Origin of the sequence: Roseibium algicola, from assembly GCF_001999245.1 — a bacterium.
Lineage (GTDB): Bacteria > Pseudomonadota > Alphaproteobacteria > Rhizobiales > Stappiaceae > Roseibium > Roseibium algicola.
In genome coordinates this window covers 1,891,065-1,914,309 of record NZ_CP019630.1, presented here as the reverse complement: position 1 = coordinate 1,914,309, position 23,245 = coordinate 1,891,065, and the positions used below count along the sequence as shown (strand labels likewise).

18 protein-coding genes are annotated in these 23,245 nt (G+C 59.1%); 11 read left to right on the top strand and 7 right to left on the bottom strand.

The window, feature by feature from the left end; genetic code table 11:
• Window positions 1-4 precede the first annotated feature (4 nt).
• Both atpD and B0E33_RS08945 read left to right on the top strand, forming a co-directional pair.
• Window positions 5-1,429 (top strand): F0F1 ATP synthase subunit beta, encoded by a 1,425-nt coding sequence (gene atpD, locus B0E33_RS08950; RefSeq protein ID WP_022998994.1) that lies wholly within the window; start codon window positions 5-7, stop codon window positions 1,427-1,429.
• A gap of 93 nt (window positions 1,430-1,522) precedes the next feature.
• Window positions 1,523-1,933 carry a F0F1 ATP synthase subunit epsilon gene (locus tag B0E33_RS08945; RefSeq protein WP_022998993.1) on the top strand — a complete coding sequence of 137 codons (411 nt, stop codon included), beginning with the start codon at window positions 1,523-1,525 and terminating at the stop codon, window positions 1,931-1,933.
• A 159-nt stretch (window positions 1,934-2,092) separates the two neighbouring features.
• On the opposite strand, the gene B0E33_RS08940 is transcribed toward B0E33_RS08945, so the two are convergent.
• The 7 genes from B0E33_RS08940 to B0E33_RS08910 form a co-directional block, all read right to left on the bottom strand.
• Window positions 2,093-5,467, bottom strand: a complete 3,375-nt coding sequence (locus tag B0E33_RS08940; protein WP_077290989.1) for a PAS-domain containing protein — start codon at window positions 5,465-5,467, stop codon at window positions 2,093-2,095.
• Between the two features lie 396 nt (window positions 5,468-5,863).
• Window positions 5,864-6,070: a hypothetical protein gene (locus B0E33_RS08935; protein ID WP_022998990.1), complete on the bottom strand. Its 207-nt coding sequence runs from the start codon at window positions 6,068-6,070 to the stop codon at window positions 5,864-5,866.
• Window positions 6,071-6,361: 291 nt separating this feature from the next.
• Window positions 6,362-7,978 (bottom strand): NTP transferase domain-containing protein, encoded by a 1,617-nt coding sequence (locus tag B0E33_RS08930; RefSeq protein ID WP_077290988.1) that lies wholly within the window; start codon window positions 7,976-7,978, stop codon window positions 6,362-6,364.
• Window positions 7,975-8,670, bottom strand: a complete 696-nt coding sequence (locus B0E33_RS08925) for an XdhC family protein (protein WP_077290987.1) — start codon at window positions 8,668-8,670, stop codon at window positions 7,975-7,977. The genes B0E33_RS08930 and B0E33_RS08925 overlap by 4 nt, the downstream gene beginning before the upstream one ends.
• Before the next feature lie 3 nt (window positions 8,671-8,673).
• Complete coding sequence (locus tag B0E33_RS08920) at window positions 8,674-9,300, bottom strand: LysE family translocator (protein ID WP_062490784.1); 627 nt, start codon at window positions 9,298-9,300, stop codon at window positions 8,674-8,676.
• Between the two features lie 17 nt (window positions 9,301-9,317).
• Window positions 9,318-9,653, bottom strand: a complete 336-nt coding sequence (locus B0E33_RS08915) for an XdhC family protein (protein WP_022998985.1) — start codon at window positions 9,651-9,653, stop codon at window positions 9,318-9,320.
• 244 nt (window positions 9,654-9,897) lie between these two features.
• Window positions 9,898-11,508: a phosphoenolpyruvate carboxykinase gene (locus B0E33_RS08910; protein WP_077290986.1), complete on the bottom strand. Its 1,611-nt coding sequence runs from the start codon at window positions 11,506-11,508 to the stop codon at window positions 9,898-9,900.
• Between the two features lie 501 nt (window positions 11,509-12,009).
• Between B0E33_RS08910 and B0E33_RS08905 the strand changes: the two genes are divergently transcribed.
• The 9 genes from B0E33_RS08905 to tsaE all read left to right on the top strand — a co-directional run bounded on the left by B0E33_RS08905 (window position 12,010) and on the right by tsaE (window position 23,225).
• Window positions 12,010-12,708: a response regulator transcription factor gene (locus tag B0E33_RS08905; protein ID WP_031268674.1), complete on the top strand. Its 699-nt coding sequence runs from the start codon at window positions 12,010-12,012 to the stop codon at window positions 12,706-12,708.
• Between the two features lie 103 nt (window positions 12,709-12,811).
• Window positions 12,812-14,629, top strand: coding sequence for a sensor histidine kinase (locus B0E33_RS08900; RefSeq protein ID WP_022998982.1), 1,818 nt, complete (start codon window positions 12,812-12,814; stop codon window positions 14,627-14,629).
• Window positions 14,626-15,093, top strand: a complete 468-nt coding sequence (locus tag B0E33_RS08895; RefSeq protein WP_077290985.1) for an HPr kinase/phosphorylase — start codon at window positions 14,626-14,628, stop codon at window positions 15,091-15,093. The genes B0E33_RS08900 and B0E33_RS08895 overlap by 4 nt, the downstream gene beginning before the upstream one ends.
• Window positions 15,094-15,229: 136 nt before the next feature.
• The gene (locus B0E33_RS08890) at window positions 15,230-15,634 is read left to right on the top strand and encodes a PTS sugar transporter subunit IIA (RefSeq protein WP_022998980.1); all 405 of its coding nucleotides are present in this window, start codon (window positions 15,230-15,232) and stop codon (window positions 15,632-15,634) included.
• 7 nt (window positions 15,635-15,641) lie between these two features.
• The gene (locus B0E33_RS08885) at window positions 15,642-15,926 is read left to right on the top strand and encodes an HPr family phosphocarrier protein (protein WP_022998979.1); all 285 of its coding nucleotides are present in this window, start codon (window positions 15,642-15,644) and stop codon (window positions 15,924-15,926) included.
• A 105-nt stretch (window positions 15,927-16,031) separates the two neighbouring features.
• Complete coding sequence (locus B0E33_RS08880) at window positions 16,032-17,339, top strand: SAM-dependent methyltransferase (protein WP_077290984.1); 1,308 nt, start codon at window positions 16,032-16,034, stop codon at window positions 17,337-17,339.
• A gap of 205 nt (window positions 17,340-17,544) precedes the next feature.
• A complete protein-coding gene (gene ahcY, locus B0E33_RS08875) occupies window positions 17,545-18,933 on the top strand; it encodes an adenosylhomocysteinase (RefSeq protein WP_022998977.1) in 1,389 nt (462 codons plus the stop codon).
• 312 nt (window positions 18,934-19,245) lie between these two features.
• On the top strand, window positions 19,246-21,690 hold the full coding sequence (locus B0E33_RS08870) for a PAS domain-containing sensor histidine kinase (RefSeq protein ID WP_077290983.1): 2,445 nt from the start codon (window positions 19,246-19,248) through the stop codon (window positions 21,688-21,690).
• Window positions 21,691-21,698: 8 nt separating this feature from the next.
• Window positions 21,699-23,225 carry a tRNA (adenosine(37)-N6)-threonylcarbamoyltransferase complex ATPase subunit type 1 TsaE gene (tsaE, locus tag B0E33_RS08865; protein WP_077290982.1) on the top strand — a complete coding sequence of 509 codons (1,527 nt, stop codon included), beginning with the start codon at window positions 21,699-21,701 and terminating at the stop codon, window positions 23,223-23,225.
• Window positions 23,226-23,245: the final 20 nt, after the last annotated feature.

Genomic DNA, 23,245 nt, shown 5'->3' with positions numbered 1-23,245 from the left:
GGATATGGCTGACAAAAAGGTCGGACGGATCACCCAGGTCATCGGCGCCGTTGTCGACGTCAAGTTCGATGACCACCTGCCGCTGATCCTGAACGCTCTTGAAGTTGACAACCAGGGCACGCGTCTTGTGCTTGAAGTTGCTCAGCACCTTGGCGAAAACACGGTACGTACCATCGCGATGGACTCCACCGAGGGTCTGGTGCGCGGTCAGGAAGTGGTCGACACCGATGCACCGATCGTGGTGCCGGTTGGCGACGGCACCCTGGGCCGTATCATGAACGTGATCGGCGAGCCGGTCGACGAAGCCGGTGAGATCCCGCACGAAAGCAAGCGTGCGATCCACCAGGACGCTCCGGAGTTCATCGAACAGTCCACCGAAGCTGAAATCCTTGTGACGGGCATCAAGGTCGTTGACCTTCTGGCTCCGTACGCAAAGGGCGGTAAGATCGGCCTGTTCGGCGGCGCCGGCGTGGGCAAGACCGTTCTCATCATGGAACTGATCAACAACGTCGCCAAGGCGCACGGCGGTTACTCCGTGTTCGCAGGTGTTGGCGAGCGTACTCGTGAAGGTAACGACCTTTACTGGGAAATGATCGAATCCGGCGTGAACAAGGAAGGCGGTGGAGAAGGCTCCAAGGCTGCTCTGGTTTACGGCCAGATGAACGAGCCCCCGGGAGCCCGTGCACGTGTTGCTCTGACCGGTCTGACCGTTGCAGAACACTTCCGTGACCAGGGCCAGGACGTGCTGTTCTTCGTGGACAACATCTTCCGCTTCACCCAGGCAGGGTCCGAAGTGTCCGCACTTCTCGGCCGTATCCCGTCCGCTGTGGGCTACCAGCCGACGCTGGCCACCGACATGGGCGGCATGCAGGAGCGCATCACCACCACGAACAAGGGCTCGATCACGTCCGTGCAGGCCGTGTACGTTCCGGCCGATGACTTGACCGACCCGGCACCGGCTTCGACCTTTGCTCACTTGGACGCAACGACGGTTCTTAACCGCTCGATCGCTGAAAAAGGCATCTACCCGGCTGTGGATCCGCTGGACTCCACTTCCCGTATGCTTGATGCCCGCATCATCGGTGAAGAGCACTACGAAACGGCTCGTGCGGTTCAGGTTACTCTGCAGCGCTACAAGGCTCTGCAGGACATCATCGCCATCCTGGGCATGGACGAACTGTCTGAAGAAGACAAACTCACCGTTGCCCGCGCCCGTAAGATCGAGCGCTTCCTGTCCCAGCCGTTCTTCGTGGCCGAAGTCTTCACCGGTTCTCCGGGCAAGCTGGTTGCCCTCGAAGACACCATCAAGGGCTTCAAGGGTCTGGTCGAAGGCGAATACGACCACCTGCCGGAAGCTGCTTTCTACATGGTTGGCTCCATCGATGAAGCCATCGAGAAAGCACAGCGCCTGGCTGCTGAAGCCGCTTGATCGGCGAATTGACCGGACGCCCGTTATCGGGCGTCCGTCTTCTTCATGCTTGATGGCTTGCCATCAGAATTAGACTGACAAGGAAGACGCCAAATGGCTGAACTTTTCCAGTTTGAGTTGGTCTCGCCGGAGCGCCAGCTCCTCTCCGAACAGGTCGCAGAGGTCGTTGTACCGGGCGCCGAAGGCGAGTTTGGCGTTCTGAAGAACCATGCCCCGTTCATCTCCACCATCCTGCCGGGCATCCTGAAGGTGCGCAGCAGCGAAAATGGTGGCTGGGACGAATATTTCGTCCGCGGTGGTTTTGCCGATGTTGCAGCAGGCGGTCTCACCGTTCTGGCCGAACAGGCCGTTCCGGTTGGCGAGATCAGCCGTGAGCAGCTCGACCAGGCAATCCAGGATGCGCAGGAAGATGTTTCCGACGCCAAGGACGATGCCTCGCGGCAGAAAGCCGAAATGACACTGGCTCAGCTCAAGGACGTCGCAGAAGCCCTCACCAAGGCCTGATACGACCCCCTCAAGCTTCATTCAATGACGCGGTCCGGCAACGGACCGCGTTTTTTGTTTTTGGGGGAAGCGATCGGTCAAGTATGCAAAGAGGCACGGTTCTGACGTATCTGGCAGGCTACCTCTCAAACATTCGGCTCTCGATCAGAAGGCCGAACGTCAGGCGCGAGCAAACCGAGCGACGTCTTCCTCTTCGAAGAACTTGAACCCGTTACGCCCGTTATGCTTGACCTCGTAAAGCGCCATATCGGCGCGCTTTATCACTGGACGAGGATCCAGTTCCGTGCCCGTTATCGGAGAAATTCCGACGCTGACGCCAACCGAAATAATGTGATCCTGGACAGCGAACGGTGCCCCGATCTTGCGGACGATACGATCGGCGATCTCGGCCGTACTGGCGTTGCCGGAACCGGTTCCGGTTAGGATGATCCCGAATTCGTCGCCGCCGAGACGAGCGACCAGATCTGAGGACCGGACACACTCGCGCAGTCGCTGTGCGACTGTTTTAAGAAGTTCGTCACCGACATCGTGACCGAAGCTGTCATTCACCGGTTTGAACTTGTCGAGATCAAGCAGCATCAGGTCGCCTGCAATGCCATTGGCCGATGCCGCATTCAGGGCTTCGTCCAGCTTTGCATTGAATAGCGTTCGGTTGGCGAGCCCGGTCAAGGTGTCATGGTGAGCGGCAAACTGGATCTTTTCAGCCGCCAGTTCACGGGACGTTACATCTTCATGCGTACCGATCCAGCCGCCCGCCGGCAAGGGCGCATGGACCGCGCTGACAATCCTGCCGTTGGGATGTTTGAACTTGGAACGGACCACTTCGCCTGCCGATAAGCGGATCATCAGATCCATGACGTGTTCCTGAACGTCGCCTTCGAATTCGCCGCGATCCTTCTCGGCCTGGATCAATTCGATGAGGCTGATACCCTCGTAAACATCGCCCTCAGGTTTGTTGAAGATTTCGATGTACTGCCGGTTCCACAATGACAGCCGGCCACGCGCGTCGAAGACGCTGACACCCTGGCGCATATTGGCGAGAATGGCTTCGAGTTCGTGCGAGCGATGCCGTGCCAACCGTTCGTTCGCGGCAAGTTGTTCTTCCAGGTTCTTGCGGTCGGTGATGTCGTAAAAATTATGGATGAGACCACCTGACGGCAGTGGCGTGCTCCGGGTTTCGATATAGGTGCCGTTCGCGGCACGCCGTTCGAACACCTGTGATTTTTTCAGGTCGTACTTCCGATACCGTTCCAGAGCGAGAGCCTCTGGGTCGCCGGGGCCGTAGTCACCTCTTCGAGCGTTGAAGAGAAAGAAGTCGTAAAGATAAGGCCGATCTTCAATCAACTCATCAGAATATTCGAGAAGGTCGCGGAACTGCTGATTGCTCGACGCGAGCCGGAGCGTTTCATCGTAGTGAACGATCCCGCCCGGAAAGTTGTCGAAGATGCTTTGCAGCGTGTCGGCCTGCTGCTTGGTCTCGGTAATGTCCGTCAGGGAGACGACGACACCGTCCAGATCGAACTCCTGATCGTCGTCGATTGGCATGGCGCTCAGGCGAAGCCACTTCCTAGGCCGCCCGTTGGTGGGGGAGAGACGGGCGATGACGTCCCTCAGTGATCCCGGGTCACGCGCAGCAAGCTCTAGCGGTGCATCGCACGGACCCTTGTCTTCAAGATCACAGCGAAGGCCAAAATCAATGTCGGTTACGTTCAACCCGACCAGCTCCCTGCCGGTCACGCCCAAGAGGTCGATCGCAGCAGGATTGGCTGACTGGATCTCGCCGGTATGTGTCAGCAGAAGAATACCTTCGCTGAGAGACTCGAGCGTTGTCCTTTGGACGGCCTCGGAATACCGCAAGATGTTCTCTGCCCGTTTGCGCTCCGAAATATCAAAGAAACTGGTGATAAGGCCCCCGCTCGGCAGAGGGATACCACGGACTTCCAGATGTGTCCCATCGGGGCTGACGCGCTCGTAAATATGCGGTTTGGGATCATTGAAATACCTGAACCGTTCTTCCAGAAGCTTGTCCGGGTCTCCCGGACCGTAGTCTCCTCGCTTTGCCAGATATGTCGCCACCTCCAGCAACGGCGCCTTGCGATCAATAAATTCCTGCGGCAGTTGCAGAAGGCGCTGAAAATCCTTGTTGCAGACCGCAAGCCGTCTGTCGGGATCATAATAGACGAGGCCACCCGGCAGGTTGTCGAAAATGGCTTGCAGAGCGATGAGCTGCCGCTTGGTCGCGGTGACGTCGGTCAGGGAAAGGACAACGCCGTCGAGGCCATACGCATTGTCGTCGCCAATCGATTTCGCATTCAGCCGCAGCCAGACGGACTGGTCGGTCCCCCGACGGGTCACGTTTGCAACGACGTTACAAACCTTGTCCGGATTGACCGCTGCCTGTTGCAGGGGATTGCAGCCGGAAACGTGGCCGTCTTCTTCGCATTCGATATCGAGGTCGAGATCCTGAAGCTTTTGACCTTTCATTTCCCCGACGGTGTAGCCGAGCAATGCAGCTGCTGCAGGATTGAAGGACTGGATCTGTCCGGCTCTGTTGACGAGGAGAATCCCTTCGCTTAGGGATTCCAGGGTGGTGCGATGGACCGCTTCGGAATGAAGCACGGCCTGTTCGGATTGCTTGCGTTCGGTAATGTCCTGGAAGGCACCGATCAAACGGGTCGCGCGACCATCTTCGATGATGGGCCTGCCCGCGGTGCGAACCCAGATCTCACGCCCCCTGGCGGTCACGAACGGGAGTTCAAGATCCCAGGCAACGCCTTCCTTGACACTTTTGATGACGGCATCCGATATCTGGCGACGGCAATCCGGTGCGTAGAAGGAAAGCGCCATATCGACAGTTGGAACGAAGTCGTCATCCACTTCATGGATTTCGCAGGTTTTTTCCGTCCAGGTTACCGTGTCGGTATCAATATCCACTTCCCAGCCGCCAACACCGGAAACGGCCGTGATCTCTTCCAGCAGATCGCTCTTGCGCATCGCAAGCCGTTGCTGTTCTTCGGCCGCCCGAAGGGCAGATTGCGTATCACTCTGGGCGCGATGAGACTTCATCAGACCGAGGACGATCGATCCCATACGCTGCAGTTGGCGGAGCTGTGTTTCGCTTGGCCGCCGTGGTTTGGTGTCGACGACGCAGAGTGTCCCAAGGATGTGCGTGCCATCCAGGCACAACGGCAAACCTGCATAAAAGCGTGTGTAGGGTGGACCGGCAACGAGGCTCGTATCGCGGAAGCGGGGGTCTTCAAGGGCGTTGGGAACGACCATCAACTCGCGCGAGAGGATTGCCTGATCGCAAAAAGTGCCTTTTCTTGGAGTGCCGTCGACGTCTATGCCGATCTTGGCCTTGAACCAGAGGTCATCCTTACCGACGATGGAAATGAAGGCCATCGGGGCATCGAAGATCGTGGCAAGGGTCTCCACGAGATCGTCATATTCCGGCAGGCGTTCAGAATTGAGAATCTGAAGGGTCGCCAGTGCGTCCAGGCGGTCCTGTTCGCTGTCTCCCTGCACAGGGGTCATGATGCACTGTGCCTCTCTGCCGAACGCGTCACTATCTCGGTTTTAGTTTGTTTACTCTTAGGTATAGAACTAAAACAAAGTATTAACTTTGCGAGATTGAATTAAATTGTCCATAAAGGCAGGGTTGTTTTGCGTGGTGAGGGTGATTGTATTTTAACGAAGAATCGCCTCTAGGTAATATTCAGTAAGAATATTTGCTTAGATCGAAAAAATCGCATGAAATCTTCTATTCACGCAGAGGTTGCTCGATGTTGACATGCCTTTCGTCCAGCCATGCAGGCTTGAAATCCAGCACGGGAAAATCCGGGCAATAAAAAACCCGGCCTGAGGGCCGGGTTTCGAGGTACGTGGTGTTCCACGGAATATCTGCTTTTTTAGTTCAAGCAGCTTGTATTCTTATGCCGCGCGGCGGAAGGACAGGCTCATGCCACCACCGGAACGGTTGCGGCGGCGCTCTTCCGGCGGGATGTAGACGATGGCGCTATGTTCGGTGCAATAGGAGACACCTGCTTCGACGCGCGTGCTGCACGGGAAGATGTAGTTACCAGAATCACCTTCTGCCCATTTGCAGCAGCCCGGGCGCGGGAGAGACAAGTCAGCCATGACGTTTTCCTTCGTTCTTCTTTTAACCAAGCGACAAAAGCGCTCGAGCATCCTCGGGAGGGAGGATCCGAACAGCTTTCGACAGGAATCGGATGTAAGCGGCGCCCGGGACGTCATCCGTTGTCCAACCCAATTGGGTGCCCTTCAGCAAGCGCAGGCATTACATAAGCGGCATGTCACAAAATTGCAATAGAATAGCTGGCAATTCCGGCCTGCACTCAGTGCATACCGGGTTAATGTAATGTTATCGTTTGGCTTTATTGCTTCGGCTTACTTTACCAGGCCAAAGGTTTAGCCTTTTGGCTCAGGCAACTTGCCTCCAGCCTGCCGAAGCGCATCGGGTGTATCAAGATCCAGTCTTGCGGCGGATCCGATCTCGACTTCGGCCACGAACCCGGGGTTTTCGCCAATGATGTGACGCGCTCCAACGTCGCCGCTCAAGGATTTCAGGGCTTCGAAGAAGCGCCGGTCCCACAAGACCGGATTGCCCCGTTTCCCATCCGCCGTTGCGGTGACGATCAGACTGTTGTCGTTTTCGCGGTAAGTGCCGATCAGCCTCTTCAGAACATCGCAGCCGATACGTGGCATGTCGCCCAGAAGAACGATCACCGCATCGGTATCTGCGGCGAGAGCATTCATGCCGGTGCGGATGGACCCGGCCATGCCGTCTGCAAAATCCGGGTTGTGCACCAGCGTAACGTCCAGATCTTCGACCTGTGCGCCGACTTCTTCAGCCAGATGCCCGGTTACCAGAACGGTCTGTGACAGACCGACGCCGGCGGCAGCTTCTGCGGCATGCCGGATCAGGGTCTTGCCGTCCAGCGTCGCAAGCAGCTTGTTCGGACCGCCCATGCGGGAAGACTTGCCTGCGCCAAGGATCAGCGCCGCGATCCTGGCAGCTTCGCCCTTGCGTTTGCCTTCGCGGGGCTGCGGCCGTGTCCCGATTTCCATCAAGAGGCCTCCAACACCCATCGCGGTAATGTCGTCAGGGTGAACTTCCAGTCCCGCAAGCAGGCGGTCCAGAACCCAGTCGAAACCGTTCTCCTTCGGGCTTCGGGCGCAGCCCGGTGCGCCCAGCACGGGAATGCCGTCGAGACTTCCGAGCATCAGCAGGTTGCCGGGGTCCACCGGCATGCCCAGGTGGTGCACCGTCCCGCCGGCAAGATCCAGAGCCGCAGGCAGCACGTCCTGCCTGTCGACAACGGCAGAAGCCCCGAACAGGATCAGAAAATCAGCGCCTTCTTCCTTCAGCGACCGCAAGGCTTCGGCGACGGCCTCCCTGCTGTGGGCGACCCTGTGCTCGTTCAGGACGGTTGATCCGCTCGGCAACAGCCTGTCTTCCAGCACGCGGCGGGTCTTGTCCATGGTCGAAGGCTTGAGATGCGGCAGTTGCGTTGCGACAAGGCCAACCTTGCGCGGACTGAAGCCGGCAACACGGACTGCGCCCCTGAGAGCGTTTTCGGCGGCTCCCAGTTGTTCTTCTGGAACGGCAAAGGAAATGATCTTCGCGGTTGCAACCATACGGCCGGCCAGAACCTTGCTGCAGTTCGGCAGTGTCGCGAAGGTGATGGCCGGATCAATCCGGTTGGCCGCGGTAACCGCATCCGCATCGACCACCAGGACGCCGTTGGTGGCGGCATAGAGGTTCATGCGCCCCGTAAAGGCGGTGTCGGTCTCAAGACCCGCACCTGCAGCAGCCGTGGCGAGCTGCTCAGCCGCGGCATCCTCGCCGATGTCGCCGGGTTCTATTCGGGCAACCATGAGGCTGTCGATACCGGCGGCGGCAATCTCGGCGCAGTCTTGTCCCGTCAGGCGGCGGCCTTTTTTCAGCACACGCTTCGGCAGGGCTGTCCGGTGCGCGAGAATACAGCCTTCGGCATCTTCCGGCGGACAAGGGCCGAATATCATGCGGCAGCTCCCGGAGCGGTCCGCAACGCCTTGATGATGGCGCCCAGCACGGCCACCGCAATTTCCTCCGGTGAAGCTGCTCCGATATCGAGACCGATCGGAGCATCGATCCGGTCAAACAGCTCAGGTGCCAGGCCGGCTTCGGTAAAGCGTTCCAGACGCTTGCCGTGGGTCTTGCGGCTGCCGAGCGCCCCGACATAGAAACATCCGGTCTTCAGCGCTTCCATCAGGGGGTAGTCGTCGATCTTCGGATCATGAGTGACAGCGGCAACGGCCGTGAAGGCATCAAGGGGCGCATCCTTCAAGACCTCTTCGGGCCAGTCCGCCTTGAGTGTGCTTCCGGGAAAGCGGTCTTCGGTGGCAAAGGCCGTGCGCGGATCAATGACGGTCACATCAAGCCCCGCAATCTCCGCCATCGGAACAAGCGCCTGGCTGATGTGCACTGCGCCGATGATGACCAGGCGCGGCGCAGGCAAGGATACGTTCAGGAAGACTTCGCCACTTTCTGCGGTGATCATGCCGGATTTACCTGAGCGGAAACGCCTTGCAAGTTCCTCAGCCAGGGGATCGCCGGAAAAATCGTCGGATTTGCGGACGAGGCGTTGCTGCCCGTCCACCATGTCGGTCACCAGGATCGCCGCACGGCGCGCGGCACGGTCCTTGTTGAGGTCACTTAGCAGGGAAAAGTCCATGGTCTATGCGCGGTCCGTTGCCAGTTTCAGTCCAAGTCCCACCAGAAGCGATCCTCCGAGCCAGCGTGTGAGGCTCTGGAACCTCGATGTCCTGGTCAGCCGCTTTTTCACTTGGCTTGCAAAAAGAACGGTGACGATATCTGCCGAGGTGAAAGCGAAGTTGACGAACGTTCCCAGGATCAGGAACTGCGCCCAGATCGGCAGGCTTGCGTCAGGGGTGACGAACTGGGGCAGGAAAGCGATGAAGAAGATGGCGACCTTGGGATTGAGAACCTCCACCAGCACGCTGTCTGCAAAGGCTCGCTTTTCGGATTTTTGGGGCAAATTGGGTGTCGGTCCGGCCACTACGCGGGTCCGGATCATCTGGATGCCGAGAAAGATCAGGTAAAGCCCGCCAACCAGCTTCAGCGCAAAATAGAGTGTCGGCACGACACTGAAGATCGCCGACAGGCCAAAGGCTGCGGCAAAGACATGCACATAACAGCCCAGGTGAATACCCGCGGCAGCCATGAAACCGGCCCGCTGTCCGCGGGCGATCGTCTGTGCGGCGGTATAAAGCAGGGCCGGGCCAGGCATATAGGCAAAAAGAGCCGTAGCGGCGACGAAGGCAAGCAGGGTTTCCGTGGTCATCGAAATCAGGTCCGGGATCAGGTGACGGGTTCGACGTAGACGCGAATGCGGCCGCCGCACGAAAGACCGACACGCCAGGCTGTCTCATCTGCAACGCCAAATTCCAGCGTGGTCGGTTTGCCGGTCTCGATGACGTCGATTGCCTCGGACACCACCGCCCCTTCGACACAACCGCCGGAGACGGAGCCTTCGAAGTTGCCCTCAGCATCAATGACCAGATGGGACCCGACCGGACGTGGCGCGGAACCCCAGGTCTCGACCACGGTCGCCAGTGCAACGGAACGTCCCGCACCGCGCCAGCTTTCGGCTGTCTTCAAAACGTCGGGAATGGAAGTCGTCTCTGTGGCCGTCATGAGGTCGCCCCTTCAAGGTAGGACCTTCAATATAGATCTTTCTGAATTTGATGAAAGAGAGCAGGCGAGGGAAAGCAAGCGCAGCATCACCCTGTGCTCCTCGCGCCGCCGCCGGACTTTCTCAGCGATCATCCATCCGGCGGGACGTCGTGATCGGGAAGCACAAGAGCGTTGTCTACCCACGAAAAAACGGCTCCTCGAGGGGGAGGAGCCGTTCAGGTTTTGCGGGGTATTATTTTCGGGCTTATTCGGCAGCCATACGCACGGCGGGAGCGGCATTCAGCACGGCACCGTCGACATGGGCTTCAAAGGTCGCGAAGTTCTTGACGAACATTTGCACCAGCTTGGCGGCCTGAACGTCATAGGCATCCTTGTCCGTCCAGGTTTCGCGCGGGGTCAGGATCGTATCGTCGACACCTTCGACGGAAACCGGCACATCGAAGCCGAAGTTCGCATCGGTGCGGAACTCGGCGTCCTTCAGGCTGCCGTTCAGTGCGGAAGTGAGCAGCGTGCGGGTTGCCTTGATCGGCATGCGCTGCCCGGTGCCATATGCACCGCCGGTCCAGCCGGTGTTGACCAGCCAGCAATCCACATTGTGCTTGGCAATGAGGTCCTTCAACAGGTTGCCGTATTCGGACGGATGCCGCGGCAGGAACGGCGCACCGAAGCAGGTCGAGAAGGTTGCCTGCGGCTCGGTAACACCCTTTTCCGTGCCGGCCACCTTGGCGGTGTACCCGGACAGGAAGTGATACATCGCCTGCGCCGGTGTCAGACGCGCGATCGGCGGCATGACGCCGAAGGCATCGGCCGTTAGCATGATGATGGTCTTCGGCATCGGTGCGCAGCCGGTGTCGCTGGCATTGGAGATGAAGTGGATCGGGTAGGCCGCGCGGGTGTTTTCGGTTTTCGAACCGTCGTCGAAATCCGGCACCCGGTTCTCGTCCAGAACCACATTTTCCAGAACCGTGCCGAAGCGCTGGGTGGTGGAGTAGATCTCCGGCTCGGCTTCCTCGGAAAGCTTGATGGTCTTGGCGTAGCAGCCGCCTTCGAAGTTGAAGACGCCGCTTTCACCCCAGCCGTGCTCGTCGTCGCCGATCAGCGTGCGGGACGGATCGGCGGAGAGCGTGGTCTTGCCGGTGCCGGAGAGGCCAAAGAACACTGCGGTATCGCCTGCATCACCCAAGTTCGCCGAGCAGTGCATGGACATGACGCCCTTTGCCGGCAGCAGGTGGTTCAGCATGGTGAAGACGGACTTCTTCATTTCGCCTGCATAGGAGGTTCCGCCGATCAGAACGATCTTGCGGGTCAGGTCGCAGGCGATCACGGTTTCTGTCCGGCAGCCGTAGCGTTCCGGATCCGCCTTGAAGCTTGGCAGATCGATGATTGTCATATCCGGCGCAAAGCCTTCCAGCTCGGAAGTCTCGGGCCTTAGAAGGAGGTTGCGGATGAACAGCGAATGCCAGGCATATTCCGTATAGACGCGCACCGGCAGGCGATGGGTCTTGTCAGCGCCGCCGTAAAGGTCCTGTGCGAACAGCTCCATGCCCTCGGCGTGGGCAAGGAAATCGGACAGCAGCAGGTCGAAATTGGCTTTCGACATCTGGGAGTTGTTGTCCCACCACACTGTGTCGCGGGTCTCGTCGTCCAGAACCACGAACTTGTCTTTCGGCGAACGGCCGGTGTGAACACCGGTTTCAGCAACAATCGCGCCGCCGGCAGCTAGCTGCGCTTCGCCGCGGGAGAGGGAATATTCATAAAGAGCAGGCTCGTTCTGGTTCCAATAGAGCGCTTTCAGGCCTTTGAAGCCGAAAGTTTCGCAACCAATTGAGGGATTCCTGACACCTACTTCTTGCATGTTCCCGCAGTCCTCGTGATGGGGGCTAGTTTTGTCACGGCCGGAGAAAGTTAAGAAAAGCTAAATCTGGCTGTGAGGGCTGCGAACGTAGTGGAATGACTAAACGGCAGCAAGACTACCAAAGGTGCTATGTAATTGTTTAATCGATTAAAAATCACCATTAAATTGCCAATGATTAATTTGGACGTCGAACTAAAATTCGAAACTTTCGGAATGTTCGAAATGTTGATTGAATCGAAAGAAAGTGCGTTCATTTCGCACTTGTAGTAGAGACTCGACTGAGCCCCGCCACCAATGTACGAGACTTGACGTTAAGTTGGTCTCTTGAAATCTTTTACAGTGATCCCCACCAATGCAGCCGGCTGGGCGGTCTTTGTGTCATGCAAGCATATCCGGAGGCGGATTGCCTTAATTTATGCGCATTTAGCAGGCCAAAGGCTGTGTGTTACATTAATGCCGATGCGCGCCATCGGTGCGTTGCCGGAAATGGAAAAACAAAGCATGCCGACAATTGCCCTGGTCGATGACGACCGCAACATTTTGACTTCGGTCTCTATCGCATTGGAAGCGGAAGGCTATCGCGTTCAAACCTACACCGACGGTACATCGGCGCTCGACGGCCTGCAGAGCGACCCGCCGGAACTCGCGATTTTCGATATCAAGATGCCACGTATGGACGGCATGGAACTGCTGCGCCGCCTGCGCCAGAACTCCGATCTGCCGGTAATCTTCCTGACCTCCAAGGATGACGAGATCGACGAACTCTTCGGCCTGAAGATGGGCGCCGACGATTTTATCCGCAAACCCTTTTCGCAGCGGCTTCTGGTCGAGCGTGTGCGCGCGGTGCTGCGCCGGGCGCAACCGCGTGACGCATCCACGCCGCGCGACGATGCCGACAAACTGCTGGAACGTGGCCAGCTTGTGATGGACCAGGAGCGTCACACCTGCACCTGGAACGGCAAACCTGTCACGCTGACCGTGACCGAATTCCTGATCCTGTCCGCGCTCGCGCAGCGGCCCGGTGTCGTCAAGAGCCGTAACGCGCTCATGGACGCGGCCTATGACGATCAGGTCTATGTGGACGACCGCACCATCGATAGCCACATCAAGCGGCTGCGCAAGAAGTTCAAGGTTGTTGATGACGACTTCGACATGATCGAAACCCTCTACGGCGTCGGGTATCGTTTCCGGGAAGTCTGAAACGGACCGGTAGAGCGACTGTCCCGGTAAAACCTGGAAACGATCTGCTTTTGGCTGTTCAGTCGGTTTCGATTGAACAGCCTTTGATCTAATGTGAGCCTGAATGGCGGTGGAAAGCGAGAGCGCGGAAGAGATTGGTGCCTCTGAACCTCAGAACGGTTCGGATCGCTCCCGTCTGCGCCGACTTGGCAACAAGCGGATCCGTCGCCGTCTGCTCAGCCAGTTGGGCCGTATCTTCGGAACCTATGTTCTCTCGTCGCTGACGCGCCGGATCATCGCCATCAACCTCGTGGGTCTGCTGGCACTGGTGATCGGTATCCTGTACCTCAACCAGTTTCGCGCGGGTCTGATCGATGCGCGGGTGCAGAGCCTTCTGACCCAGGGCGAAATCATTGCTGGCGCCATTGCCGCTTCCGCCACCGTCGATACGGGCACGATCACCGTCGATCCCGAACGCCTGTTGCAGTTGCAGGCGGGCGAAAGCATCACCCCGACCCAGGAAGATCTCGACAGTCTCGACTTTCCGATCAACCCGGAACGGGTCGGTCCCGTGCTGCGCCGCCTGATTTCGCCGACCAAGACCCGGGCGCGGATCTATGATCCGGAAGGCATTCTCATCCTCGACAGCCGCCACCTTTATACCAGCGCCCAGATCCTGCGCTTCGATCTGCCGCCTCCGACGGCGGAGGAGGAAGGCTTCTGGGATTCGACCTGGCAATGGGTCAAGCGCTGGCTGCGCCAGGGTGACCTGCCGATCTATCAGGACGTAGGCGGTGGCGATGGCCGCGCCTATCCGGAAGTGGAGGCGGCGCTTGCCGGATCCCCGGCCAGCGTGACGCGGATCTCGCAACGGGGCGAGCTGATCGTTTCCGTTGCCGTGCCGATCCAGCGGTTCCGCGCGGTCCTTGGGGCCTTGCTCCTGTCGACACAGGGCGGTGACATCGACGCCATCGTGCGGGCCGAACGTATCGCCATCATTCGCGTGTTCCTGTTTGCCGCCACAGTGACCATCCTTCTGTCGATCCTTCTGGCCGGGACGATTGCCGGCCCGGTCCGGCGCCTTGCGGCTGCCGCGGACCGCGTGCGGCGAGGCTCGACCTCTCGCGAGGAGATACCGGACTTTTCGGATCGGCAGGACGAGATCGGCCATCTGGCGCGTTCGTTCCGGGAAATGACCCACGCGCTCTATAACAAGATCGATGCGATCGAGCAGTTTGCCGCCGATGTCGCGCACGAATTGAAGAACCCGCTGACATCGCTGCGCAGCGCCGTGGAAACCCTGCCCCTGGCCAAGTCCAAGAATTCGCAGGACCGGTTGATGGAAGTGATCCAGCATGACGTGCGCCGCCTCGATCGTCTGATCAGCGACATCTCCGATGCTTCCCGCCTTGATGCGGAACTGGCCCGGATCCAGGCCGAGCCGATCGACCTGGCCGAACTGCTGCGCAACATGGCCGATGCCGCCAACCAGCGGTCCGGAGCGGAGGAGGCAAGTGTCAAGCTGGCCGTTGCAGATGCTCAGGGCAGCAAGCCTTATCAGATGCAAGGCCATGATATTCGCCTCGGACAGGTCGTCAGCAACCTTCTGGACAACGCCAGGTCCTTCTCGCCCGCCGGCGGAACGGTTCGGGTGGATCTCAGCCGGGACGGCCGTATGATCAAGATCATCGTGGATGATGACGGTCCCGGCATCCGTGCTGAAAACACCGAGCGCATTTTTGAACGCTTCTATACCGACAGGCCGGAAGGAGAAGGCTTCGGCAACAATTCCGGTCTGGGCCTGTCGATCTCCCGGCAGATCATCGAAGCCCATGGCGGGACAATTGTTGCCACCAACCGTCTGGTGCCCGGTCGGGACGGCAAGCAGAAGATTGCAGGTGCTCGTTTCACCATCTATCTGCCGGCAGGGCGGAGCAAGTGACGCCTCCGGCGGTTCATGCCAATTGCGTGGTGGTGGGCACAGCCGGCCTTCTGATCCGGGGCGGTGCCGGAAGCGGCAAGACAACCCTTTCGGATATTCTCGTCGAGGCGGCACGGGCCAAAGGCAATCTCGGCCTTCTGGTGGCTGACGACTACACGCATGTTGCTGCAGCTGATGGACGGCTTGAGGCGCGTGCGCCGCGGACGATCGAAGGCCGCATGGAAGTACGCGGTTTCGGTGTTGTCGAAACGCGCTTTCTGCCGCACGCGCAAGTGCATCTGTTGGTCGAACTGAAGCAGGCCGACGCCATCGAGAGGATGCCGGAGCAGGTTCTCGCGACGACCTGCCTGGAAGGCGTGCATTTACCGGTGGTTATGTGCCCGCAAAACGACCCTGAGCACAGCCTGCGCCTGATCCGTTGGGCGTTACGGCACCTTTTCCCCAAAGGACCGGATTATATTTGAGGCAGCAGGGGCGTTTTTTGCTTGCAACTGACGAAGCGGTTGAAGAGAGTGCATCAGACTGATAAACGCCCGGCTCTTTCCGGATCTCTTTTGGGATCCTGAGCTTAACGCACTCGATAATCAGGCTAACTGACGCATGATCGGACTTGTACTTGTTACGCACGGGCGCCTTGCTGAGGAATTCAAAGCGGCGCTGGAACATGTTGTCGGTCCACAGGAACAGGTTGAAACCATCTCCATTGGTCCGGATGACGACATGGAGCAGCGGCGCCAGGACATTCTGGCCGCTGTGGAAGCTGCCAATTCCGGCAAGGGTGTGGTGCTTCTGACGGACATGTTCGGTGGCACACCTTCCAACCTCGCAATTTCCGTGATGGACAGCAAATCCGTTGAAGTGGTGGCCGGTGTCAATCTGCCGATGCTGATCAAGCTTGCCAGCGTGCGCGCAGATCGCGAACTGGCCGATGCTGTCGACGAAGCCCGTCAGGCCGGCCAGAAATACATCTCGGTTGCCAGCCAGGTGCTGTCGGGACAGAACTAAAACAACAATGACAGCGCAGACCGTGTTGGAAAAAGACCTGACAATCGTCAACCGCCGTGGCCTGCATGCCAGGGCTTCCGCAAAGCTGGTGAAGCTGGTGGAGACGTTTGACGCAGACGTCCAGGTTTCCAAGGACGGCCAGACCGTCGGCGGAACGTCGATCATGGGTCTCATGATGCTCGCTGCCAGCCCGGGCTGCTTTATCACTGTCAGCGTCACCGGCTCTGATGCGGGAGACGCCATGGCGGCGATTGCCGAGCTCGTCGAAAGCGGCTTTGGCGAAGAAGATTGATTTTGACATTTCGTGCCGCCACCCTGCGGTGCACATTCCTGCTGCGGTCGATCGAGTGAATTCCGGGCATCGGCCACACCCTTCCAAACCGAACCGGGGGCCGACATGGCGAGCCACACTCAGGACCGACTGATTTCCGCCGCACGCACTGCACTTACCCATGTCCATGAGGCGTTGGACCTTCAATTCGCGTTCGAACTCTGGGACGGATCCCGGGTACCTGCCGATGCGCCGGCGGACGGTCTGCGGCTTGCTCTTTCCGAAGCCGCCCTGACGCGTCTTCTTCGCCGTCCGGGCATCAAGACGCTGATCGATCTCTATGCAAATGGCGACGTCGACCCGCGCGGTGGCAGCATTTTCGACTTTGCCGAAAAGCGGCCGACGCTCAAAAGCCGGGAAATTCGCAAGCGCCTCAACAAGACCCTGCTTCTGAAAACCGGATTTTCGCTCTGGCGCGGCTCTGGTCGCAAGGCTGAAGCCAACCCGGACGGGCTTGATGCCGGTCAGTCAGCGGACCGAAGCTCCGGCAGCCGCAAGGACGACATCGCGTTCCATTACGACGTTTCCAACGACTTCTATCGGCTCTTTCTCGATCCGGAGATGGTCTACACCTGCGCCTATTTCTCCGACTGGTCGAACGATCTGGCGACGGCGCAGAAAGACAAGCTCGACATGATCTGCCGCAAGCTGCGGCTGAAGCCGGGCGACCGGATGCTCGATATCGGTTGCGGCTGGGGCGCCCTGATTTGCCACGCCGCCGAACATTATGGCGTGACAGCCGTTGGGGTCACACTGGCGGAAGAACAGCTGAAGCTTGCCGAGGAGCGGATCAAGGCGCGTGGCCTTGAAGACAAGGTCTCGGTCAAGCTGATCGACTATCGCGACATGGACGGCAAGTTCGACAAGATCTCCTCCATCGGCATGTTCGAGGCGGTCGGGCTGGACAATTACGATAATTATTTCCAGAGCGTGCACCGCCTGCTGAAACCGCGGGGTGTCTACCTGCACCATGCGATCACCCGCCGCGGAAAAAAGGATCTGAAGGCGTTCCGCCGCAAGAAGCCGGAATACCAGGCGCTGGTACGCTACATCTTCCCGGGAGGGGAGGTCGACCACATTGGCTGGACGCTGACCAATCTGGAAGCGCACGGCTTCGAGGTTCACGATGTGGAAGCATGGCGCGAGCACTATGCCCGCACGACACGGCTGTGGGCGGAAAACCTGATGAAGGTAAAGGACGCGGCTGTCGCGGAAATAGGCGAGCACAAATATCGTCTGTGGCTGGCCTATCTCATTGGCGTCTCGCTTGGCTTCGAACGCGGCTCCATCGGCATCTTCCAGACGGTCGCGACGCGTCGCACCAAGGGCCCCTCAGGCATGCCGCCGTCACGTGCGGATCTCTACCGGACGTGATTGGGACATATGATATAAAGAATTCTTTATATCTTTATTGCGTGATGACCCTGCTGACGCTATAACCCCTTCCAACGATTTCCGGAGCCTTCCGGATTTCGGCTGTCGCCCGCCCCTGGTGCTGTTTTGGCACTGGTTCACGAGATGGCGGCGACACTCAAGGGGCCTTGCGCCTGAAGCTGGCTCAAAACAGCAGGACTTATTCATGACCGACTACATCGTTAAAGACATCGGGCTCGCAGACTGGGGCCGCACCGAAATCGAGATCGCCGAGCACGAAATGCCGGGCCTGATGGCCTGCCGCGCCGAATTCGGTGACTCCAAGCCGCTCAAGGGCGCCCGCATTGCCGGTTCCCTGCACATGACCATTCAGACCGCCGTTCTGATCGAAACGCTGGTTGCGCTGGGTGCGGAAGTCCGTTGGGCGTCCTGCAACATCTATTCCACGCAGGATCAGGCAGCCGCTGCGATTGCAGCTGCAGGCATTCCGGTTTTCGCAACCAAGGGCGAAACCCTGGAAGAATACTGGGATTATGCCGACAAGATCTTCGACTTCCCCGAAGGTGCGAACATGATCCTGGACGATGGCGGCGACGCCACGCTCTACATCCTGCTCGGTGCACGGGTCGAAGCCGGTGAAACCGGTCTGATCGATAACCCGAAGTCGGACGAGGAAGTGTGCCTGTTCGCGCAGATCAAGAAGCGCATGGCCGCCAACCCGGGCTGGTTCACCAAGCAGAAAGAGCTGATCCAGGGCGTTTCGGAAGAAACCACCACTGGCGTTCTGCGTCTTTATGAAATGCAGAAGAAGGGCGACCTGCCGTTCCCGGCGATCAACGTCAACGACAGCGTCACCAAGTCCAAGTTCGACAACCGTTATGGCTGCCGTGAGTCCCTGGTCGACGGTATCCGCCGCGGCACCGACGTGATGATGTCCGGCAAGGTTGCCGTTGTCTGTGGTTACGGCGACGTCGGCAAAGGCTCCGCACAGTCCCTGGCTGGTGCCGGTGCCCGCGTGATCGTCACCGAAATCGACCCGATCTGCGCCCTGCAGGCTTCCATGGACGGTTTCGAGGTCAAGACCATTGAACAGGCTCTTCCGGAAGGCGATATCTATGTCACCGCGACCGGCAACAAGGACATCATCACCTTCGACCACATGCGTGGCATGAAGGACATGGCGATCGTCTGTAACATCGGCCACTTCGACAACGAGATCCAGGTTGCTGCCCTCAAGAACACCAAGTGCCGCCCGGTCAAGGACCAGGTCGACATGTATGTGTTCCCGGATGGCAAGCGCATGATCCTGCTCTCGCAGGGCCGTCTGGTGAACCTCGGCAATGCTACCGGCCACCCGAGCTTCGTGATGTCCGCAAGCTTTACCAACCAGGTTCTGGCGCAGATCGAACTCTTCACCAAGGGTGATCAGTACAAGAACGAAGTCTACGTGCTGCCGAAGCATCTGGATGAGAAGGTTGCCCGCCTTCACCTGGAGAAGCTGGGCGTCACGTTAACCGAATTGTCGGACGAGCAATCTCAATATCTGGGGATTAATAAGGCTGGTCCGTTCAAGTCGGAACACTACAAATACTGATTCCGGCGAGGTGGCCCACTAGATGTGGTGATCGCCTCGATTCGGGTCTGTGAATAAAAAAATGCAGGACCCTTTAATTTTAAGGGTCCTGTTAACTTTTCAATAACGGACTCTTCTGCGTGATTCTCAAAAAGGTTATGGTTTAGGCGAATCAAAGGCCATGAGGCGGATGTCTTTGATTTGCTCCCAGAAACCGGGAGCTGCGGCCCGCAAGAACAGGGCAAGGCGGCACAAGGGGATCACAATATGCCGATAAGCGGCAGGAACGACGCGCGGCCACGCGCGGCGTGGCGAGATTGGAGTCTGAAATCGGTGAAGCTCGGCGGAACGGCGCTGGCAGGCTGGAGCCTGTCTTGCGGTTCAGCGGCAGCCGACATGCTCGCCGACACGACTGCTGCCATTTCCCCCGATAACATGATTCTTTTTGGTGCGTTAGGCGGAATGTGCGCCTTTGCCGTCACCGCATCTGTCGCTCTCGTGCGTCATCGCAAACAATCCGGATTGCTGACCGACGCGCTGGAAAAGGAAAAGAGCGATCTCAAATTCCGGGTCGACCGCCTGGAGGCGATGCTCAATACCGACGAGCAACGCGTCATCGTCTGGACCGGTAACGGCGCCATGCCCCAGATCTGGGGCATTCTTCCCGAAAAATCTGGTGTGCCGCGACCCCCGGCGCAGCTGCTTGCGTTCGGCAGCTGGCTGACGGCGAAATGCGCCGGCGATCTGGAACGTCATCTGGACATGCTGTTCCGCACCGGCGAAGCTTTCACCACCACCTTGAAGACCCGCACCGGAACCTATGTGGAAGCGCTGGGGCGCACCACCGGCGGTGCTGTGGTCCTGCGTCTGCGCGATCTGACCGGCGAACGTCAGATGCAGGCGGAACTTGCTGCCCGCAATGCCAAGATCTCGGGCGAACTGCATATGCTGCACGCGCTGCTGGATGCGATGCCGGCACCGGCCTGGCAGCGCGATGCGGAAGGAAATCTCATCTGGGCCAACCAGGCCTATGCAGAAGCGGTCGACATGACCGACGCTGATCTTGCGATCAAGGAAGGGGCAACCTTCCTCGACGCTGCTGCGCGCACTGCCATGGCCGTCCAGCGGAACGAAGACGGCTGTTTCAACGCACGCATTCCCATCGTGGCCTCCGGTGAACGCCGGGTGTTCGAAGTGACCGATGTCAATGCCAATGTCGGCGGAGCCGGCATTGCCGTGGACATCAGCGAACTGGAACAGGCCCAGAAGGAACTCGGCCGCGCCGAGGACTTCCACGGCCGCACGCTGGACCAGCTGGCAGCTGCGGTTGCCATCTACAGCTCCGATCGCAAGCTACAATTCTACAACGCGGCCTTCCGCCAGTTGTGGGATCTCGATCCCGCTTTCCTGGAAAGCCGGCCGGAAGACAGCGCGGTTCTGGATGCCTTGCGCGCGGCGCGCAAGATCCCGGAACAGGCGGACTATCGCGTCTGGCGTAACAAGATGATGGAGAGCTACCAGTCTCTGGAAGCTCGCGAAAGCTGGTGGCATCTTCCCGATGGCCGCACCCTGCGCGTCATTGCCAATCCGCACCCGCAAGGCGGCGTCACCTATATCTATGAAAACGTCACCGAGCAGCTCGATCTGGAAAGCCGCTACAACGCGCTGACCCGCGTCCAGGGGGAAACCCTCGACAATCTGTCGGAAGCCGTTGCCGTGTTCGGGTCCGACGGGCGCCTACGCCTTTGGAACCCCGCTTTCGGTCGTATCTGGGGTCTGGAAGAGGATCAGCTTTCAGAACTGCCGCACGTCAAGGAAGTCGTCTCCGCCTGCACGCTCAATGAAACCGAGCGCGATGCCTGGGAACAGCTTGCCGGCAATGTAACGGGACTTCTCGACAACCGCACCCAGAAGGTCAGCCGTCTGGAACGCCACAACGGCGATGTCGTCGACTATGCCACTGTTCCGCTGCCCGACGGCGGTACGCTGGTGACCTTTGTCGACGTAACGGACAGCGTCAATGTCGAGCGGGCTCTTCTGGAAAAGAACGAGGCACTGGAACAGGCCGACCAGATCAAGAACGCCTTCATCCAGCATGTTTCCTACGAGCTGCGCTCGCCGCTGACCAACATCATCGGCTTCGCCCAGTTGCTGGCAGATCCGAAGTTCGGCGAACTCTCCGACAAGCAGAGCGAATATGCGGACTACATCCAGTCGTCCTCCTCGGCGTTGCTTGCCATCATCAACGACATTCTGGATCTGGCAACGTTGGATGCCGGCATCATGGAACTGGACCTGGGTGAAGTCGACGTCGCGCCGACCGTTGCAGCCGCCGTCGAAGGGCTGAAGGACCGGATCGCCGAAGCACGCATCAACCTGCGGACCCATGTGCCGGGTGATATCGGCATGATGGTTGCCGACGAAAAACGCCTGCGCCAGGTCCTGTTCAACCTCATCTCCAATGCCGTGCGCTATTCCGAGCCCGACGGCGTGGTCGATGTCAGCTGCAGCCGCGAAGACGACAAGGTGACCTTCGTCGTTCAGGATCATGGCTATGGCATTCCCGCTGAAATCCTCACCCAGGTGTTCAACCGCTTTGTCGGGCATGACACAGGATCGCGCCGTCAGGGCGCGGGTCTCGGCCTTGCCATCGTCAAGAGCTTTGTCGAACTCCATGGCGGCACGGTCGACATTCAGTCCGCCGAAGGCAAGGGCACGACGGTGACCTGCGTTTTCCCCGCACGGCCCGAACTGGCGGACCAGGCGGCGGCCGAGTAGGACGCCGGATGGCAGACCACCAGCTGCAAGCCCTGTCGGGCGCCTTTCAGACAATCGAAATTGCCGACGAACAAGGCACGCGGCGACTTGCCAACGACATCGCGATGGTCCTGAAGCCCGGCGATGTCATTTGCCTGTCGGGCGATCTTGGTGCCGGGAAGTCCACATTCACCAGGGCGCTGATCCGGGCCTTTGCCGGTGAGCCGGAGCTGGAAGTGCCGAGCCCGACCTTCACGCTCGTGCAGACCTACGATTTCCCGCGTTTCGACCTTTCCCACTTCGATCTTTACCGGCTTGAAGAGCCCGAAGAACTGGAAGAGCTCGGGCTGGATGACCTTCTGGAAACGGGAGCCGCGCTGATCGAATGGCCGGAGAAGGCGAACGAGCTGCTGCCCGGCAATGCCCTCTGGATCCAGATCACCCAGCCGACTGACGACGATTACCATCGCCGGTTCAGCCTCTATTCGGACGCCCCCCACTGGCAGAACCGGATCGGGCAATCGCTGGCAACGCGGTCCTTTCTGGGGACCGCTGGTCTGCCGGATGCCGAGCGCCGTTTCCTGGCAGGCGATGCCTCCCTGCGAACGTTCGAGACGGTTGCAACAGGGTCTTCGACAGCTGTTCTGATGCGCTGGCCTTTCCAGGGGGACGCGGTGCCGGAAGCTGTCCGCGCCTACATGGAAAAGGTGCATCTGGCGCGCGACTGCCGGGCGATTGTCGCGGTGGGAACGGAACTCAGGAACCATGGTCTTCGCGCGCCCGATCTTATGGCGAGCGACCTGGAAAACGGACTGATCCTCTCGTCCGATCTTGGCCGGGATACCATCGTGGTAGACGGCGAACCGGTGCGCGAAAGATATTTTGCCGCCGTCGATGTCCTGGCGAAGATGCATGGGGAGGCCTGGCCAAAAACGGTCTCGCTCGCTGATGGTGGGCTGTATCAGGTCCCCGACTATTCAGCGGACGCGCTTGTTGCCGAAGCGGCGCTGTTTCTGGACTGGTATGTCCCGAAGGTCACCGGAAATCCGGCCGACGAGAGCACGCGCTCGGAATTCGAACGGCTATGGCGCGAAGCACTTGAAGACATTAGCGAGGCCCAGACAGGTTGGGTGCTGCGCGATTTTCATTCGCCGAACCTCCTTTGGCAGGCGGGTGCTGAAGGAACCGACAGGATCGGCCTGATCGATTTCCAGGATACGGTCTATGGCCCGGTTGCCTATGATGTTGCTTCCCTGCTGCTGGACGCCCGCACGGACATGGACGAAGCTCTGGAAACGGCGCTCTACGATGCTTATCTCTCGGCAAGAAAAATGCAGTCCGCAGAGTTCGATGAAGTTGGTTTTTCGAAAGCCTATGCGGTCATGGCGGCGCAGCGGATCTCCAAGATCCTCGGCATCTTCGTCCGTCTGGCCGAGCGCGATGGTAAGCCGGCTTACTTGAGCCATTTGCCGCGCATGCTAGGCTATCTCGACCGGGTGCTTGACAGGCCGTTCCTGTCAGATTTGAAAGACTGGTACGCACGCTACCGGCACTGAACGCGCCGCGTTCAACCGGT

Excerpts from the sequence above, each read along its gene's own strand:
- atpD (WP_022998994.1), top strand. The coding sequence starts at position 5 with ATGGCTGACAAAAAGGTCGGACGGATCACCCAGGTCATCGGCGCCGTT.
- B0E33_RS08945 (WP_022998993.1), top strand. The coding sequence starts at position 1,523 with ATGGCTGAACTTTTCCAGTTTGAGTTGGTCTCGCCGGAGCGCCAGCTC.
- B0E33_RS08940 (WP_077290989.1), bottom strand. The coding sequence starts at position 5,467 with ATGACCCCTGTGCAGGGAGACAGCGAACAGGACCGCCTGGACGCACTG.
- B0E33_RS08935 (WP_022998990.1), bottom strand. The coding sequence starts at position 6,070 with ATGGCTGACTTGTCTCTCCCGCGCCCGGGCTGCTGCAAATGGGCAGAA.
- B0E33_RS08930 (WP_077290988.1), bottom strand. The coding sequence starts at position 7,978 with ATGATATTCGGCCCTTGTCCGCCGGAAGATGCCGAAGGCTGTATTCTC.
- B0E33_RS08925 (WP_077290987.1), bottom strand. The coding sequence starts at position 8,670 with ATGGACTTTTCCCTGCTAAGTGACCTCAACAAGGACCGTGCCGCGCGC.
- B0E33_RS08920 (WP_062490784.1), bottom strand. The coding sequence starts at position 9,300 with ATGACCACGGAAACCCTGCTTGCCTTCGTCGCCGCTACGGCTCTTTTT.
- B0E33_RS08915 (WP_022998985.1), bottom strand. The coding sequence starts at position 9,653 with ATGACGGCCACAGAGACGACTTCCATTCCCGACGTTTTGAAGACAGCC.
- B0E33_RS08910 (WP_077290986.1), bottom strand. The coding sequence starts at position 11,508 with ATGCAAGAAGTAGGTGTCAGGAATCCCTCAATTGGTTGCGAAACTTTC.
- B0E33_RS08905 (WP_031268674.1), top strand. The coding sequence starts at position 12,010 with ATGCCGACAATTGCCCTGGTCGATGACGACCGCAACATTTTGACTTCG.
- B0E33_RS08900 (WP_022998982.1), top strand. The coding sequence starts at position 12,812 with ATGGCGGTGGAAAGCGAGAGCGCGGAAGAGATTGGTGCCTCTGAACCT.
- B0E33_RS08890 (WP_022998980.1), top strand. The coding sequence starts at position 15,230 with ATGATCGGACTTGTACTTGTTACGCACGGGCGCCTTGCTGAGGAATTC.
- B0E33_RS08885 (WP_022998979.1), top strand. The coding sequence starts at position 15,642 with ATGACAGCGCAGACCGTGTTGGAAAAAGACCTGACAATCGTCAACCGC.
- B0E33_RS08880 (WP_077290984.1), top strand. The coding sequence starts at position 16,032 with ATGGCGAGCCACACTCAGGACCGACTGATTTCCGCCGCACGCACTGCA.
- ahcY (WP_022998977.1), top strand. The coding sequence starts at position 17,545 with ATGACCGACTACATCGTTAAAGACATCGGGCTCGCAGACTGGGGCCGC.
- tsaE (WP_077290982.1), top strand. The coding sequence starts at position 21,699 with ATGGCAGACCACCAGCTGCAAGCCCTGTCGGGCGCCTTTCAGACAATC.